Here is a 14,235-nt window from a genome sequence, read left to right as displayed (position 1 = left end):
CTACAAAGATGGCATTGAAACCGCTTCATGACCGTGTGCTGGTTCGCCGCGTAGAGAGCGAAGAGAAAACCGCAGGCGGCCTGATCATTCCTGACAGCGCAAAAGAAAAGCCAAGCGAAGGCGAAGTCGTCGCAACCGGCGAAGGTGCGCGCAAGGACAGCGGCGAACTGATCGCAATGGCTGTCAAGGCTGGCGACAAGATCCTGTTCGGCAAATGGTCGGGCACCGAGGTTCAGGTCAACGGCGAAGAGCTGCTGATGATGAAAGAAAGCGACATCATGGGGATCATCGAGTAAGCGCGCGCTTTCTCTGATCTTCATTCCAAATCAATTTCTCAAGGAGAAACGACATGGCTGCAAAGGACGTCAAATTCGACACCGATGCCCGCAACCGTATGCTGAAGGGTGTGAACATCCTGGCCGACGCGGTTAAAGTGACCCTGGGCCCCAAAGGCCGCAACGTGGTTCTGGACAAATCCTTCGGCGCGCCGCGCATCACCAAGGACGGTGTTTCGGTTGCCAAGGAAATCGAACTGGAAGACAAGTTCGAAAACATGGGCGCGCAGATGGTGAAAGAAGTCGCCAGCCGCACCAATGACGAAGCCGGCGACGGCACCACCACCGCAACCGTTCTGGCACAGGCGATCGTAAAAGAAGGCCTGAAGCAGGTTGCAGCTGGCCTGAACCCGATGGACCTGAAGCGCGGCATCGACCTGGCAACTGCCAAGGTTGTTGAAGGCATTAAAGCTGCTTCGCGCGAAGTCAAAGACTCGGCAGAAGTCGCTCAGGTTGGCACAATCTCGGCCAACGGCGAAGCGGAAATCGGCCAGCAAATCGCAGACGCGATGCAGAAGGTTGGCAACGAAGGCGTTATCACCGTCGAAGAAAACAAAGGTCTGGAAACCGAGACCGACGTTGTCGAAGGTATGCAGTTCGACCGCGGCTACCTGTCGCCTTACTTCGTCACCAACGCAGACAAGATGATCGCAGAGCTCGACGACTGCATGATCCTGCTGCACGAAAAGAAACTGTCCTCGTTGCAGCCGATGGTTCCGCTGCTGGAGCAAGTGATCCAGTCGCAGAAACCGCTGCTGATCATTGCCGAGGATGTTGAAGGCGAAGCGCTGGCAACTCTGGTTGTCAACAAACTGCGCGGCGGCCTGAAAATTGCTGCTGTCAAAGCACCTGGCTTCGGCGATCGCCGTAAGGCCATGTTGCAGGATATCGCAATCCTGACCGGCGGTCAGGTTATCAGCGAAGATCTGGGCATGAAGCTCGAGTCCGTGACCATGGACATGCTGGGCACCGCCAAGAAAATCGAAATCACCAAAGACGAAACCACCATCGTCGACGGTGCTGGCGAGAAAGCCGAGATCGAAGCACGTGTTGCTCAGATCCGCACCCAGATCGAAGAAACCACCAGCGACTACGACCGCGAGAAGCTGCAAGAGCGCGTTGCCAAACTGGCAGGCGGTGTTGCCGTTATCCGCGTCGGCGGCATGACCGAAGTCGAAGTGAAAGAGCGCAAAGACCGTGTGGACGATGCTCTGAACGCAACACGCGCTGCCGTTCAGGAAGGCGTTGTTGTGGGCGGTGGTGTTGCTCTGGTCCAGGCCGGTAAAGCACTGGAAGCTCTGAAAGGTGCAAACGCCGATCAGGACGCAGGTATCAACATCGTTCGCAAGGCAATCGAAGCGCCGCTGCGCCAGATCGCCGAGAACGCAGGTGTCGACGGCGCGGTTGTAGCCGGCAAGGTCCGCGAATCGTCGGACGCAGCATTCGGCTTCAACGCGCAGACCGAAGAATATGGCGACATGTTCTCGTTCGGTGTGATTGACCCGGCCAAAGTGGTTCGGACTGCTCTGGAAGACGCTGCATCGGTTGCTGGCCTGCTGGTCACCACCGAAGCAATGGTTGCCGACAAGCCGGCCAAGGAAGGCGCGGCACCTGCCGGCGGCATGCCCGACATGGGCGGTATGGGCGGCATGATGTAAGCACGTCGAATTCGCCCCGGCGAATTCTGACGACCCGACAGGCGCTTGGCGATATCGCCAAGCTGCCGATAGGGAAGCCGTATAGCTTAAGAACGGGGTCGCCTTCGGGCGGCCCCGTTTTGTGTTGACAGTTCTGTTTTCAAGGCGTGTTTAGACGCTGCTTTGTCCGGCGCCGGATGTCTGTTCCCACAACCTTCGCGAAAGTGAGTGTGCAAATCCCGCCCAAACGGCTATGCGGATGGCATGAGATTGTTTTTGCTCACCGCCCTGACCATGTGTGCCTTTGCGGCGAACTCCATTCTGAACCGGTTGGCCATCGACAGCGGAGCCAGCGATCCGACCGGATTTGCCATCGTTCGGGTTTTGGCGGGGGCCGTGGTCCTGGCCGCTCTTGTGCTGGCACGCGGAGGGCGCCTTCCGCTGCGCAATCGAAGGCGGATCATTGGCGCGGGGTCGTTGACGCTCTACATGATCGGATTTTCAATCGCCTACCTGACGCTGGATGCAGGCTTGGGTGCATTGATTTTGTTCGGCGTGGTGCAAATTACGATGTTTTCTGTCGGCGCATTGACGGGTGCTACTCCGACCGCCCGGCAGGTGGCAGGGGCAGGGGTTGCGCTTGCAGGTCTTGCCTATGTGCTGTGGCCGAATGGCGCCGTTCAGGTCGACTTGGCTGGCGCGGCTTTGATGGCCGCCGCCGGTATTGGTTGGGCCCTTTACTCTATAGCGGGTCGATCAGAAACAAACCCGCTGGAGGGAACGGCCGCCAATTTCATCGTCGCATTGCCGTTGACTGCCCTGGCGATGCTTGCCGGCGGCAGCGTCTGGCAGATGAGCGGGGCGGGATATCTGCTGGCCGTCCTGTCCGGCGCGGTAACATCCGGGCTTGGCTATGCTTTGTGGTATCGTGTTTTGCCTCAATTGGCCCCGTCCGTGGCGGCTGTCGTTCAACTCAGCGTGCCGGTGATCGCAATTCTCGGCGGTGTCGTCTTTCTGGGCGAGATTGCCGGAGCACGGCTGATCATCGGCGCCACGCTTGTTTTGGGCGGTATCGCGCTGGCCGTGCTGCGACGTCATCGGGGCTAGGGCTTTTATCAAAGGCTGATAGGCTTTATCTGGCGGTTATGAAACTTTTGATTGCCTTGCTCTTCTGCCTCGTTCCTGCCGCAGCCAGTGCGAAATGCGTGATCCTTCTGCACGGCCTTGCGCGCACCGAGGCCTCGTTCACCGTGATGGAGCAGCTGTTCAAGGCGCATGACTATACCGTTGTGCGCCACGGGTATCCATCGACCGAAATCGGTATTCCGGAACTGGCAAGGCAAACCATACCGGACGCGCTTGCGGCATGTGGCGATGACAAAGCCAATGTCGTTGCGCATTCCATGGGCGGTATCCTGTTGCGCTATTGGCTCAAGGACCATCGGCCCGAAAACCTGGGTCGTGTCGTCATGCTCGGCCCGCCCAATCAGGGCAGCCAGTTGGTCGATGAGCTGAGCGCATGGGAAGTGTTCGGGTATCTGAACGGCCCGGCGGGCCTGCAATTGGGCACAGGTCCCGAAGGCATTCCGCGCCGCCTGCCGCCGGTGGATTTTGAACTGGGGGTGATCGCGGGTGAGAATTCGCTCAACCCGCTGTTTTCCTCGCTGATCGACGGGCCGGATGACGGCAAGGTTTCGGTTGAAACCACCAAGGTCGAAGGGATGAAGGATCATCTTGTTCTTCCGGTGACCCACACCTTCATGATGAACAACCCACGCGTTATGGCACAGGCGCTGCATTTCATCGAATTCGGCCGCTTCGATCGGCAGATCACCTGGCTGGACGGGGTGATGGAGATAATCGACGAGATCTGCATCGGGCAGGATTGCTCGGAACCTGACTCGGAGCCCACACGATGACCTCTCTGGATCTGACTTTGACCGGCGCAGAGGTCCTGTTGCCGGAGGATGGTCTTTCGCGCTGCGATCTCTCGATGGCAGAGGGCGTCATTCAGCAAGATCGGACCGGGCGCAGGGTTGACCTGACCGGTTATCTTGTCCTGCCCGGCATCGTCGATCTGCACGGGGACGGGTTCGAACGCCACATCGCCCCGCGTCGAGGCGCAATGAAGCAAATGAACGAAGGTATTCTGGCAGCCGAAGCCGAACTGGCCGCCAATGGCATCACCACCGCGGTGCTGGCGCAGTTCTACAGCTGGGAAGGTGGCGTGCGCGGCCCCGAGTTTGCCGCGCAGGTATTTCGGGCCATCGCTGCGGTCAAGAACAGCACCGTCACGGATCTGATCCCGCAATTGCGGTTCGAGACCAACATGCTGGAGGACTACGAAGGTCTGGCCCATCGTATCGCCGAATGGCAGGTGCCCTATGTGGTGTTCAATGATCACCTGCCGCATGATCGTTTGGCGCAGGGCAAAAAGCCGCCGCGCCTGACCGGACAGGCGTTGAAGGCCGGACGCAATCCGGATGCGCATTTTGAGATGCTGCTCAATATGCATGCCCGCAGGAACGAGGTTCCCGCTGCCGTCGAAGCACTCAGCGCCGAACTTGTCTCAATGAGGGTGCGTTTGGGCAGCCATGATGACGCGACCGCCGAGACTAGGGCATGGTGGCGCGACCGGGGCGTGCGCATTGCCGAATTCCCCGAAACGCTTGAAGCCGCCGAAGCCGCGCGTTCTGCCGGGGATCACGTTATCCTCGGCTCTCCCAACGTTGTGCGGGGGGGATCACACAAGGGGAACGCAAGCGCCGTCGAACTGATCGCCATGGGGCTCTGTGATGCGTTGGCCTCGGATTATCACTATCCCAGTCCGCGCCGCGCGGCGCTGATGCTGGCCAAAACCGGTCTGCTGGATCTGGCCAGTGCCTGGGCGCTGGTCTCGTCCGGCCCCGCGCGGGTGCTGGACATGCAGGACAGGGGCACGCTCGCGCCGGGAAAACGCGCGGATCTGGTCATCCTGGATGCGGACACCCATCGCGTTGCAGCCACCCTGGCCGGTGGGCGCGTCAGTTACATGTCAGGCGACATCGCCGCCCGGTTTCTGGGTTAGGCCCCGCAAAACCTTCACCTTTTCCCAAAAACTCTCGCCGAAGGCGTCGCGCGCAGGCGCGATAGCCTCAACGTTTGATGCGGTTGAAGTGCCCCATCTTGCGCCCGGCCTTTACCTCGGCCTTGCCATAGAGATGTAGCGCAACATCCCGCTCGCGCGCCAGCTCAGGCACGCGGTCCATATCGTCGCCGATCAGGTTCTCCATCACGACGTCGGAATGGCGCTGCCCGTCCCCCAAAGGCCAGCCCGCCACCGCGCGGATGTGCTGTTCGAACTGATCCACGGCGCAGCCATTCTGCGTCCAGTGGCCCGAGTTATGCACGCGCGGCGCGATCTCGTTCACGATCAGTCCGCCGGGTGTCACGAACAGCTCAACGCCCATCACGCCGACATATTCCAGCGCGTTCAGAATATTGGCCGCCAGCAGGATGGCATCGGTGCGCTGGGCGGGGGACAGGCGGGCAGGGATGGTGGTGGTGTTCAGGATACCGTCGCGATGCACATTCTCACCCGGATCGAAACAGGCGACCTGACCGTCCAGACCGCGGGCCGCGATGATCGACACCTCGTGCGAAAAATCCACAAACCCTTCCAGAATGGCCGGTGCCCCGGCCATATCGGCCAGAGCGGCCTCGGCATCCTCAGGCTTGCGTAGCCGGGCCTGCCCCTTGCCGTCATAGCCAAAGCGACGGGTTTTCAGGATGGCGGGTGTCCCGATCTGTTCGATGGCCGCATTCAGGCTGTCCAGATCGGTGATATCCGCAAACGGAGCCGTTTTCAGGCCAAGCCCTTGCAGGAACGTCTTCTCGGTCAGGCGGTCCTGACTGACCCTCAATGCCTCGCGCCCGGGGCGGATCGGGCGGTGCGCTTCCAGAATGTCCAGCGCTTCGGTCGGGATGTTTTCGAACTCATAGGTGATGACATCCACCGCGTCAGCAAAGGCTTTCAGCGCATCTGCATCGTCATAAGCAGCAGTGGTGACGCGATCCGCAACCTGCCCCGCCGGTGGGTTCGCACCCGGCTCATAGATATGGCTGACAAAACCCAGCCTGGCGGCTGCCACGGACAGCATCCGGCCCAGCTGACCGCCCCCCAGAATCCCGATCACTGCACCTTGGGCGAGCATTTCCGCCATCTTCAACTCTCCAAACGTTTGCCAATTGCCCCAAGCGCGGACCGCAGCGCCTCGTGCGCGCCCCCGTCTTTCAGGGCGTCCGTCATTTGCAGGCTCAGCGTGCCCTCGGTCGCCAGGGCGTCACGCTCCTGCGCCAATCGTCCGGCGGCGCCTTTTTCCATCGAGGCCAGAAAACCCGCCATCAACTGCGTTGTATAGAACTCGGCCCCGTCCGCATCACCGGTTGCGTCACCCAGCCATTCGGCACCGGTGGCCATCAGGTCCAGAATGCCGGGAACCATGGCACAAATGGCGAAATGCGCGTTCAGCGCGGCTTCATCCGCAACCTTGATCACCGGGTTCTCGGGCTCGAACAGTTCCGCTAGCAGGCGATCATTGCCAAAGGCGGCCATCGGGCAGCCGCCGGTTTCCAGAAAACCCAGCGGGATGGTCTGCACGAAATCCGACGCCGGGGCGCAAAGCGCGGCCAGATGCTCGGCCGAAACCGCCGCCATGACCGACACGATCTGCTGATCGGCGCGGAATGTCAGCGGGTTCAGAGCCTCGGCCGCGATATGCGGGCGCAGGCACAGGAACACGATGTCCGAGGTGTCAATCACGGCCTGAGGCGCAGCGACGGTCACGCCCAGTTCCGCCTTCAAGGCGGCTGAAACCTTGGCGTTGCGCTCGGTCACGCTGATCTGGTGCCCCTTGGCGGCCATCAGCCGCGCAATCGGCGCGGCGATATGGCCGGTGCCGATAAAGCCGATCCGGCTCATCCCTGCGGTTCCTGGGGGATCGAGGCTGACAACGCGTCACGCCAGCTGTCCAGCCGTTCGGCCAAAGCATCATCCTGCAATGCAAGAATGCCCGCCGCCATCAGGCCGGCATTGGCCCCGCCGGCGGACCCGATCGCCATGGTCGCCACCGGAAATCCCTTGGGCATCTGCACGATGGAATACAGCGAATCCACGCCCGACAAGGCTCGGCTCTGCACCGGGACGCCAATCACAGGCACCCGCGTTTTCGACGCCATCATGCCCGGAAGATGCGCAGCCCCACCTGCACCTGCAATGATCACCTGCAACCCACGCGAAACAGCGGTTTTGCCATAGTCCCACAGCCGGTCCGGCGTGCGGTGGGCCGATACGATGCGTGCTTCGTAGGCGACGCCCAGTTCGTCCAGAATATCCGCGGCCTCCTTCATCGTGGGCCAGTCCGACTGGCTGCCCATGATGATTCCTACTTTCACATCGCTCATCCGCATACGTCCCCGCGCTCAGAAAGAGCGCGCACTATAGCCAAATCCGGTTGGCTGGCAATGCGGTACAGGGCGTTCAGGCGATGATATCGGGCGTCAGGCGGTCTTCGATCAGGCGGATGATGTCTTTCAGGCGCAGTTTCTCTTTTTTCAGGCGCCGCAAGGTCAGTTGGTCGGCCGTTCCCTTGTCATGCAATGCCTGAATCGCCTCGTCCAGATCGCGGTGCTGTCGGCGGAAGACCTCAAGCTCAACACGCAATACTTCATCTGTTTTCATCGAAAGATCGGTAGGCGCGTTCATTGGCGACTCGAGTTGGTTGTGGTGCTTGGCCAACAAGATAGTGTGTCAGACGTTATCGCGCCAGACCTTGTGGACATCCTGGTTTCTTCCCATATTCTATTGCAGGCGGTTGCCAGAACGGGGCCGCACACCACGTCGCTTTTACAAAGAAGGACGAAAATACGTGTCGAAACTTACTCTAGGCTCATACCCGCATCTTTTGGGGTTCGAGCAGTTGGAACGCCTTCTGGAACGGTCTGCAAAGGCCGGAAATGAAGGATACCCGCCCTATAACATCGAACAGACCTCGGATTTTTCCTATCGCATCACTCTTGCGGTGGCCGGGTTTGCCGAGGAGGATCTGTCAATCACGATCGAGGATCGCCAGTTGGTGATCCGGGGCCGTCAGCGCGACGACAGCGAGGGGCGCATCTTCCTGCATCGCGGCATTGCGGCGCGTCAGTTCCAGCGCATGTTCGTGCTGGCCGATGGCGTCGAAGTGGGCGAGGCGATCATGGAAAACGGTCTGCTGCATGTGGATCTGACCCGCGCCGTGCCGGAAACAGTGGTTCAGACGATCAACATACGGAAGGGGTAAGAGCAATGAATACACCGATTGAAATCAACGCCCAGGGCAACCGTATTGTCTATGTCAAAACGGTTGAAGTATCTGAATTGCCTCGGGAAGTTCGTGAACAGGCCGGCGATCTGGATCAGCTTTACGCCGTCCACGATTCCGACGGGCAGCAACTGGCGCTGGTCGCTGACCGCAAGCTGGCCTTCGTGCTGGCGCGCGAACATGACCTGTCTCCGGTGGCGGTTCACTAGGTGGCCTGAAACACTGCTGAAAAAACGTGACATTCTCCGCCTATGCAGTGATCGTGCCACAAATGCTAAAGCAGGAGTGGCTTCATGGGCTGGTTTGACTTTGACTGGGTGGACGCCTTCAGTGATCGCGCCTTCGGTGGCAACGGATGTGCCGTCGTCCATGAAGGTGCGCGCCTGACGCAAGAGGTCTGCATGGCCTATGTGCGCGAAACCTCTCTGGTCGAATGCACCTTTACCGGGCCGTCCGACGTGGCCGACATCCGCGTCCGCTACTTTCTGGCCAGCCGCGAAATTCCCTTTGCGGGGCATCCGACTATCGCCACCGTCGCGGCGATGCGATCCCGCGGCATGATCTCGGGCGATGGTCTGACGCTGGAAACCGGTGCCGGCCTGGTGTCGATCCGGTTGCAGGGGGATCAGATCGAAATGACTCAGGTCGCACCGCAATTCGGTACGCACGTTCCCGCGGAACTGGTGGCGGCAGCGGTCAGTCTGCCAACGGGAGCCATCATTTCTCCGCCTCAAATGGTTTCGACCGGCTTGCCGTTCTGCATCACTGTTCTGCGGGATCATACGGCCTTGCGGGCCGCTCAACTGGTTGAAGGCCCGTTGCGCAAAGTGGCTGAAACTGCTGGGTATTCCGGCTCGGACATGGCCGAGCCGTTTCTTGTCACGCTGCAAGGGGCAACCGATGAGGGGGATACGTTTTCGCGCCTTCTCATGGCACCGCCCAGCCCGCCCGAAGATCCGTTTACCGGGTCTGCCACCGGTGCGATGGCCGCCTATTTGTGGAAACATGGCTTGATGCAAAAGGAAAGCTTCATCGCCCAGCAGGGTCACGATATGGGCCGCCCCGGGAAGGCCATCGTCACGCGTGTCGGCCCGCCTGATGCGATGACGGGCATCAGGGTTTCTGGTCAGGGGCATGTCCTGATGCGCGGGCAGGTCGACCTGCCGGAAACGCCGACACACTAGGCGGGCGTTTACCAAGGGCTGACCCGCGAAACCCTGGCCGGATGCGACGGGCTACATCCAGGCCAATCGCAGAATCGGGGCCGTACTTGGTTCGATCCCATGTCGTTTGCACAACCTGTCCAGATATGACCCTGAAACCGGCAGCCCGCCCATCCGGTTGGCCATCAGTTTCTTCTGATGGCCGTAGATGTGTACCGAATGCACGGTTTCGGTTTCGATTTCATTCGTCGCGATGCGCGGATCGTGTAGCTTCCACAATTCCTCCTGCGCCAGCGGATAAAAGGTTTCAGCAGTCATGGCATGGCGGTCCTCTGCCGTCTGGCGCAGGAAATGGCCAAAGGCTTTGGGCCCCGAACTGGCCCAGGGCAGGGCTTCGATGCCCCAGCGTTCCCCTCTGGCGGTTCGTTCCCGATTGTGGTGCTGCAATCTGCGTCCACGCCAGGGTTGGGACGGGTTAGACGACATGACAAATTTCAGCATCTGTTCCAGGGTCTCCGATCTTGTGGGCAGGCGCAGCACACCCGTCGGGAAGTCGCCCCGCCTGGAGCGACCGAACACGAAATCCGTCGAAAAGTCGAACGCCCGTACGCAATAGGCATCCAGATCGACCCAGATCACCTCGCTTTGCCGCATCAAGTGCAGCCGGAAAATATCCGAGAAGACGGCAACGCCCTGCCTATCTTCGGCATCGACCACAAAAGGTGGCGGCCAGAAAACGTCGCTGGCAGGGCGGGTTTCGACACCTGCCGGAATGCCTTTTACCTCGTGCGCGACATAAAGGACGAAGCGGTGGCCATGATCCAGAAAGGACTGAAGGCAGAGTTGCTCCAACCAACTCAGATCGGATCCAAACCAGAAACTGGCAATGGTCGGAGACTTGTTCGTCATCTCAGTTTCACACCCGCCTTGAGGTCCTGAAAAGCATCAGGACCAGCGGCAATTGTCAATTGGCGACCAAAAAAGGAACGGCCCCCGGAATGACCGGGGACCGCCAAACAAGGTCAGATGAGACCGTTATCCGTTTGCTGCGATCAGGCCCATGCTTTCCAGTTTCAGCAGCACCTGATGGGCGCAGTTGTCGACCTCGACATTTTCGGTCTCGACCCGCAGCTCGGGGTTCTCCGGAACATCGTAAGGGTCCGAGATGCCGGTGAACTCCTTGATCTTGCCCTCGCGCGCCAGCTTGTACAGACCCTTGCGGTCGCGGCGTTCGCATTCCTCGATGCTGGTGGCCACATGCACCTCGCAGAAGGCACCGAACTGTTCGATCTCTTCCCGCACGGCACGGCGCGTGGTGGCATAGGGCGCGATCGGGGCGCAGATGGCGATGCCGCCGTTCTTGGTGATCTCGGACGCCACATATCCGATGCGGCGGATGTTCAGGTCGCGGTGTTCCTTCGAGAAGCCCAGTTCCGAGCTGAGATTCTTGCGCACGATGTCGCCATCCAGCAGCGTCACCGGGCGGTCGCCCATCTCCATCAGCTTGACCATCAGCGCGTTTGCGATGGTCGACTTGCCCGAGCCCGAAAAGCCGGTGAAGAACACGGTGAAACCCTGCTTGGAGCGCGGCGGGAAGCGGCGGCGCAGTTCCTCGACCACTTCGGGGAACGAGAACCACTCGGGGATTTCCAGCCCTTCACGCAGGCGGCGGCGCAGTTCGGTGCCCGAGATGTTCAGGATCGTGACGTTGTCCTTGTCGAGAATCTCGTCATTCGGTTCGTACTGGGCGCGTTCCTGCACATAGACCATGTGCTTGAAGTCTACCATTTCAACGCCGATTTCGTCCTGGAACTGTCGGAACAGATCCTGCGCGTCATAGGGGCCGTAGAAATCCTCACCTTTGCTGTTCTTGCCGGGGCCCGCGTGGTCGCGGCCGACGATGAAGTGGGTGCAGCCGTGGTTGGCGCGGATCAGCCCGTGCCAGACGGCTTCGCGCGGGCCAGCCATGCGCATGGCCAGGTTCAACAAGCTCATAGAGGTGGTCGAAGCGGGGTACTTGTCCAGCACCGCCTCGTAACAGCGCACGCGGGTGAAATGATCGACGTCGCCCGGTTTGGTCATGCCCACGACCGGGTGGATCAGCAGGTTGGCCTGTGCCTCTTTGGCGGCGCGGAAGGTCAGCTCCTGATGCGCGCGGTGCAGCGGGTTGCGGGTCTGGAAGGCCACGATGCGGCGCCAGCCCAGCTTGCGGAAATAGGCGCGCAATTCGTTCGGGGTGTCGCGGCGCCCACGAAAATCGTAGTGCACGGGTTGTTGGATTCCGACCACCGGTCCGCCCAGATAGACCTTGCCGGCCACGTTGTGCAGATAGTTCACTGCCGGGTGGGCATCGTCATCGGCGCCAAAGACCTTCTCGGCCTCGCGGGACTTGTCCGGAGTCCAGCGGTCGGTCACGGTCATGGTGCCCAAGATCACGCCTTCCTGATCACGCAGAGCGATATCCTGCCCAAGTTCGATCTGATCCGCGAAGTCTTCGCTGACATCCAATGTGATGGGCATTGGCCAAAGCGTTCCATCGGCCAGGCGCATATTCTCGACCACATTGTCGTAATCCGCTTCGCTCAGAAATCCCTTGAGCGGGTTGAACCCGCCATTCATCAGCAGTTCCAGGTCGCAGATCTGACGCGGGCTCAGATCCCAGCTGGTCAGGTCGGCCGCTTCCACCTTCAGCTTCTGCGCCGAATCGTATGACACATACAGTTCGGGGATCGGGGCCAGATTGCTTAACATCGTCATTGGAATTCTCTTGTCGCAGTGTTGATTTGCCAGTGGATATCAGGCGGTTTCGAGGCGTTTGCACCGACTGACAGGCGAAGTCCACAGGCGGGAATGTAACAAAGGAGGATATGCGCCGAATATTTTTGAATTGGAAGGAATTTCTAATTCACAAGTCAAATCGATGATCTGATCCTAACGATCAGAGGTTATTGCTTCATGCAGAGAATTCCTGTTCCTGTTTTGTGGCGTTCTGCTCAAGTGTGGATGCACGGGTGACGGGCAGGGCGGGAATCGGTTCAGACACGCCGCGCAGCTGGAACAATCTGATATCGTCCTGGGGCACGACTACACCGGCGGCCTCCAGCAACTCTTGCGAGACCAGCAGTTCGACCTTCAGCGCCTTGGTTTCGCTTTCCAGACGACTGGCGACATTGACGGCGTCGCCGATTATGGTTTTTGACGCATGGCCCGCGGCGCCGATCTCACCCACCACCAGATCCCCAAGATGCAGACCCATCCCGATGCGAATGCCGGGGCTGCCTTCGGCCTCGAGCTGTGCGTTGAATTCATCAAGGGCGTGACTGATGTCGATGGCGGCTTGCAACCCGGCACGGGCGGACGCCGCCGCATTCGGCTTTTCAAAAACGGCAAGCAGCCCGTCTCCCATATATTTGTCCACGACACCGCCTTCCTTGGTGATGGCAGGCACGACCGCATCGAAAAACCGGTTCAGCAGGAACACGATGTCATAAGGCAATTGGCCGGTCGTACGCGCAGTAAAGCTGCGCATGTCCAGAAACAAAACAGCCAACTGACGTTCCTGACCCTGGCTGGCATGCCCGCGTATGCGACCGCCATCTGGCCTGAAAACCCGAAAAACGGTGGTGGGTTCCGTAGGGCGTATCTGGCAGGCCAGTCGCGTCTGCGGCGAGGCGCCCACAGCAGCAAGGCTGCGTGCTTCGACGTCGCCGGGCGGGGGCAGGGCGTCGTTGCCATCCTCTACGATGACTCGGCATGTGGTGCAGCGCCCCTTTCCACCGCACAGGGCGGCGTGCGGCACGCCGTTCACCTGCGAAATCTCAAGCAAAGTCATGCCTTTTTCCGCGACCACCTCGGGGCCTTTGGCGTAATTCACGCGCACCGAATGCCTGCGCCGCCACAGTTTGCGCCCGATGTAAACCAGACCCGTCGCCCCCAGAGCCAGCCAGAAGATCAAAAGGCCATAGTCTTTTACACTGAACAGGGTCTGGAAGGTCTCGGGCGATGGCCAATTGTAGTGCTCGATATATTGCTCGCGCAGGAATTCATCAGCAAAGTCGGCCCATATGCGTCGACCTTCGGTCAGCAATCCGGCCAACGCGAATAATGGCACGAAAACCGCAACGCCGATCAGATAGGGCACGACCTGCGACCACCACCGGGTCAGCCGCAACCACATATGCAAACCGATGCAGCCGTGTATCCAAACAATCAGCAGCAAGGCGCTTTGCATCCATACGGCGATACTGGGCCACATCAGGATGATGATATATCCCATCTCGTCATTGACGTCATAGACTTCGTGCGCGACCCGCGTCTGCACGATGTGCGAGATCAGTTGCAGCGGAATCAGCAAGCCCAGAACGACCTGCAACGCCGTGCTGAATGGCATGCGCAGGGTTCTGCGTTGCGCGATCGATGTCAGGGCCAGACCTGCATGCGTGAACAGGGCAGCATAGAAAAGCACGCTCATGACATCGTGGCGTGTGACGGCCTTTCGACCGTCCTGCATCCCGTGCAGGTAATCCGTGTGAAACAGGCCCAAGCCAATATTTATGAAATGAAAGAATGCGAACACAAACAACACAAGACCACTGACGATCCTGAGTCGGGTTGACCACCCGCCGCGCCAAAGAGCGTTGTTCAAATGTTCACCTGTTTTTCGCTTTTCCCTCAGCAATCCTGATACGCCGCTGGCTGGGGGTCAAGGGATTGGCAGGTGGCATCGGCTGCCGATCAGTGATTGCAGCGCAGCGTATGC

The 14,235-nt window shown here is 59.8% G+C and carries 15 protein-coding genes; 8 read left to right on the top strand and 7 right to left on the bottom strand.

Annotated features, from left to right (window positions below; all coding sequences use genetic code 11):
• The first annotated feature begins 8 nt into the window (after positions 1-8).
• The 5 genes from groES to ACR3E6_RS02015 all read left to right on the top strand — a co-directional run bounded on the left by groES (position 9) and on the right by ACR3E6_RS02015 (position 5,039).
• Complete coding sequence (gene groES / locus ACR3E6_RS02035; RefSeq protein ID WP_010441779.1) at positions 9-296, top strand: co-chaperone GroES; 288 nt, start codon at positions 9-11, stop codon at positions 294-296.
• A 53-nt stretch (positions 297-349) separates the two neighbouring features.
• Positions 350-1,993, top strand: coding sequence for a chaperonin GroEL (gene groL / locus ACR3E6_RS02030; RefSeq protein ID WP_171634470.1), 1,644 nt, complete (start codon positions 350-352; stop codon positions 1,991-1,993).
• A 243-nt stretch (positions 1,994-2,236) separates the two neighbouring features.
• Positions 2,237-3,079 (top strand): DMT family transporter, encoded by an 843-nt coding sequence (locus ACR3E6_RS02025; protein WP_171722745.1) that lies wholly within the window; start codon positions 2,237-2,239, stop codon positions 3,077-3,079.
• Between the two features lie 38 nt (positions 3,080-3,117).
• A complete protein-coding gene (locus tag ACR3E6_RS02020) occupies positions 3,118-3,891 on the top strand; it encodes an alpha/beta fold hydrolase (RefSeq protein WP_480485583.1) in 774 nt (257 codons plus the stop codon).
• Positions 3,888-5,039, top strand: coding sequence for an alpha-D-ribose 1-methylphosphonate 5-triphosphate diphosphatase (locus ACR3E6_RS02015; RefSeq protein ID WP_480485581.1), 1,152 nt, complete (start codon positions 3,888-3,890; stop codon positions 5,037-5,039). Before ACR3E6_RS02020 ends, ACR3E6_RS02015 begins: the two co-directional genes overlap by 4 nt.
• Positions 5,040-5,106: 67 nt before the next feature.
• Here the strand turns inward: ACR3E6_RS02015 and ACR3E6_RS02010 are convergent, their stop codons facing one another.
• The 4 genes from ACR3E6_RS02010 to ACR3E6_RS01995 all read right to left on the bottom strand — a co-directional run bounded on the left by ACR3E6_RS02010 (position 5,107) and on the right by ACR3E6_RS01995 (position 7,715).
• Positions 5,107-6,174 carry a 5-(carboxyamino)imidazole ribonucleotide synthase gene (locus tag ACR3E6_RS02010; protein ID WP_480485579.1) on the bottom strand — a complete coding sequence of 356 codons (1,068 nt, stop codon included), beginning with the start codon at positions 6,172-6,174 and terminating at the stop codon, positions 5,107-5,109.
• 2 nt (positions 6,175-6,176) lie between these two features.
• A complete protein-coding gene (locus tag ACR3E6_RS02005; protein WP_480485577.1) occupies positions 6,177-6,932 on the bottom strand; it encodes an NAD(P)-binding domain-containing protein in 756 nt (251 codons plus the stop codon).
• Complete coding sequence (gene purE, locus ACR3E6_RS02000; RefSeq protein ID WP_209832266.1) at positions 6,929-7,414, bottom strand: 5-(carboxyamino)imidazole ribonucleotide mutase; 486 nt, start codon at positions 7,412-7,414, stop codon at positions 6,929-6,931. The genes ACR3E6_RS02005 and purE overlap by 4 nt, the downstream gene beginning before the upstream one ends.
• A gap of 76 nt (positions 7,415-7,490) precedes the next feature.
• A complete protein-coding gene (locus tag ACR3E6_RS01995) occupies positions 7,491-7,715 on the bottom strand; it encodes a YdcH family protein (RefSeq protein ID WP_152458986.1) in 225 nt (74 codons plus the stop codon).
• A gap of 163 nt (positions 7,716-7,878) precedes the next feature.
• Here ACR3E6_RS01995 and ACR3E6_RS01990 point away from each other — a divergent pair, with 163 nt between their 5' ends.
• The 3 genes from ACR3E6_RS01990 to ACR3E6_RS01980 all read left to right on the top strand — a co-directional run bounded on the left by ACR3E6_RS01990 (position 7,879) and on the right by ACR3E6_RS01980 (position 9,497).
• The gene (locus ACR3E6_RS01990) at positions 7,879-8,292 is read left to right on the top strand and encodes an Hsp20 family protein (protein ID WP_058275530.1); all 414 of its coding nucleotides are present in this window, start codon (positions 7,879-7,881) and stop codon (positions 8,290-8,292) included.
• A 5-nt stretch (positions 8,293-8,297) separates the two neighbouring features.
• Positions 8,298-8,522, top strand: a complete 225-nt coding sequence (locus ACR3E6_RS01985) for a DUF1150 family protein (protein ID WP_171168916.1) — start codon at positions 8,298-8,300, stop codon at positions 8,520-8,522.
• An 84-nt stretch (positions 8,523-8,606) separates the two neighbouring features.
• Positions 8,607-9,497: a PhzF family phenazine biosynthesis protein gene (locus ACR3E6_RS01980; protein ID WP_480485575.1), complete on the top strand. Its 891-nt coding sequence runs from the start codon at positions 8,607-8,609 to the stop codon at positions 9,495-9,497.
• Positions 9,498-9,548: 51 nt separating this feature from the next.
• Here ACR3E6_RS01980 and ACR3E6_RS01975 read toward each other — a convergent pair whose 3' ends face one another.
• From ACR3E6_RS01975 to ACR3E6_RS01965, 3 genes are all read right to left on the bottom strand, one after another.
• A complete protein-coding gene (locus tag ACR3E6_RS01975) occupies positions 9,549-10,385 on the bottom strand; it encodes a hypothetical protein (RefSeq protein ID WP_480485573.1) in 837 nt (278 codons plus the stop codon).
• 126 nt (positions 10,386-10,511) lie between these two features.
• On the bottom strand, positions 10,512-12,233 hold the full coding sequence (locus tag ACR3E6_RS01970; protein WP_152458982.1) for a bifunctional sulfate adenylyltransferase/adenylylsulfate kinase: 1,722 nt from the start codon (positions 12,231-12,233) through the stop codon (positions 10,512-10,514).
• Positions 12,234-12,429: 196 nt separating this feature from the next.
• A complete protein-coding gene (locus ACR3E6_RS01965; protein WP_480485571.1) occupies positions 12,430-14,121 on the bottom strand; it encodes an adenylate/guanylate cyclase domain-containing protein in 1,692 nt (563 codons plus the stop codon).
• Positions 14,122-14,235: the final 114 nt, after the last annotated feature.

Source organism: Ruegeria sp. AL3, from assembly GCF_056536065.1.
Note: the sequence above shows the minus strand (reverse complement) of the source record. Positions and strands in the feature narration are given on the sequence as shown.

Bases quoted from the DNA above. Each gene is read 5' to 3' on its own strand.
- ACR3E6_RS01975 (WP_480485573.1), bottom strand. From the start codon at position 10,385: ATGACGAACAAGTCTCCGACCATTGCCAGTTTCTGGTTTGGATCCGAT.
- purE (WP_209832266.1), bottom strand. From the start codon at position 7,414: ATGAGCGATGTGAAAGTAGGAATCATCATGGGCAGCCAGTCGGACTGG.
- ACR3E6_RS02005 (WP_480485577.1), bottom strand. From the start codon at position 6,932: ATGAGCCGGATCGGCTTTATCGGCACCGGCCATATCGCCGCGCCGATT.
- ACR3E6_RS02020 (WP_480485583.1), top strand. From the start codon at position 3,118: ATGAAACTTTTGATTGCCTTGCTCTTCTGCCTCGTTCCTGCCGCAGCC.
- groL (WP_171634470.1), top strand. From the start codon at position 350: ATGGCTGCAAAGGACGTCAAATTCGACACCGATGCCCGCAACCGTATG.
- ACR3E6_RS01970 (WP_152458982.1), bottom strand. From the start codon at position 12,233: ATGACGATGTTAAGCAATCTGGCCCCGATCCCCGAACTGTATGTGTCA.
- ACR3E6_RS02015 (WP_480485581.1), top strand. From the start codon at position 3,888: ATGACCTCTCTGGATCTGACTTTGACCGGCGCAGAGGTCCTGTTGCCG.
- groES (WP_010441779.1), top strand. From the start codon at position 9: ATGGCATTGAAACCGCTTCATGACCGTGTGCTGGTTCGCCGCGTAGAG.
- ACR3E6_RS01995 (WP_152458986.1), bottom strand. From the start codon at position 7,715: ATGAACGCGCCTACCGATCTTTCGATGAAAACAGATGAAGTATTGCGT.
- ACR3E6_RS01985 (WP_171168916.1), top strand. From the start codon at position 8,298: ATGAATACACCGATTGAAATCAACGCCCAGGGCAACCGTATTGTCTAT.
- ACR3E6_RS02010 (WP_480485579.1), bottom strand. From the start codon at position 6,174: ATGGCGGAAATGCTCGCCCAAGGTGCAGTGATCGGGATTCTGGGGGGC.
- ACR3E6_RS01980 (WP_480485575.1), top strand. From the start codon at position 8,607: ATGGGCTGGTTTGACTTTGACTGGGTGGACGCCTTCAGTGATCGCGCC.
- ACR3E6_RS02025 (WP_171722745.1), top strand. From the start codon at position 2,237: ATGAGATTGTTTTTGCTCACCGCCCTGACCATGTGTGCCTTTGCGGCG.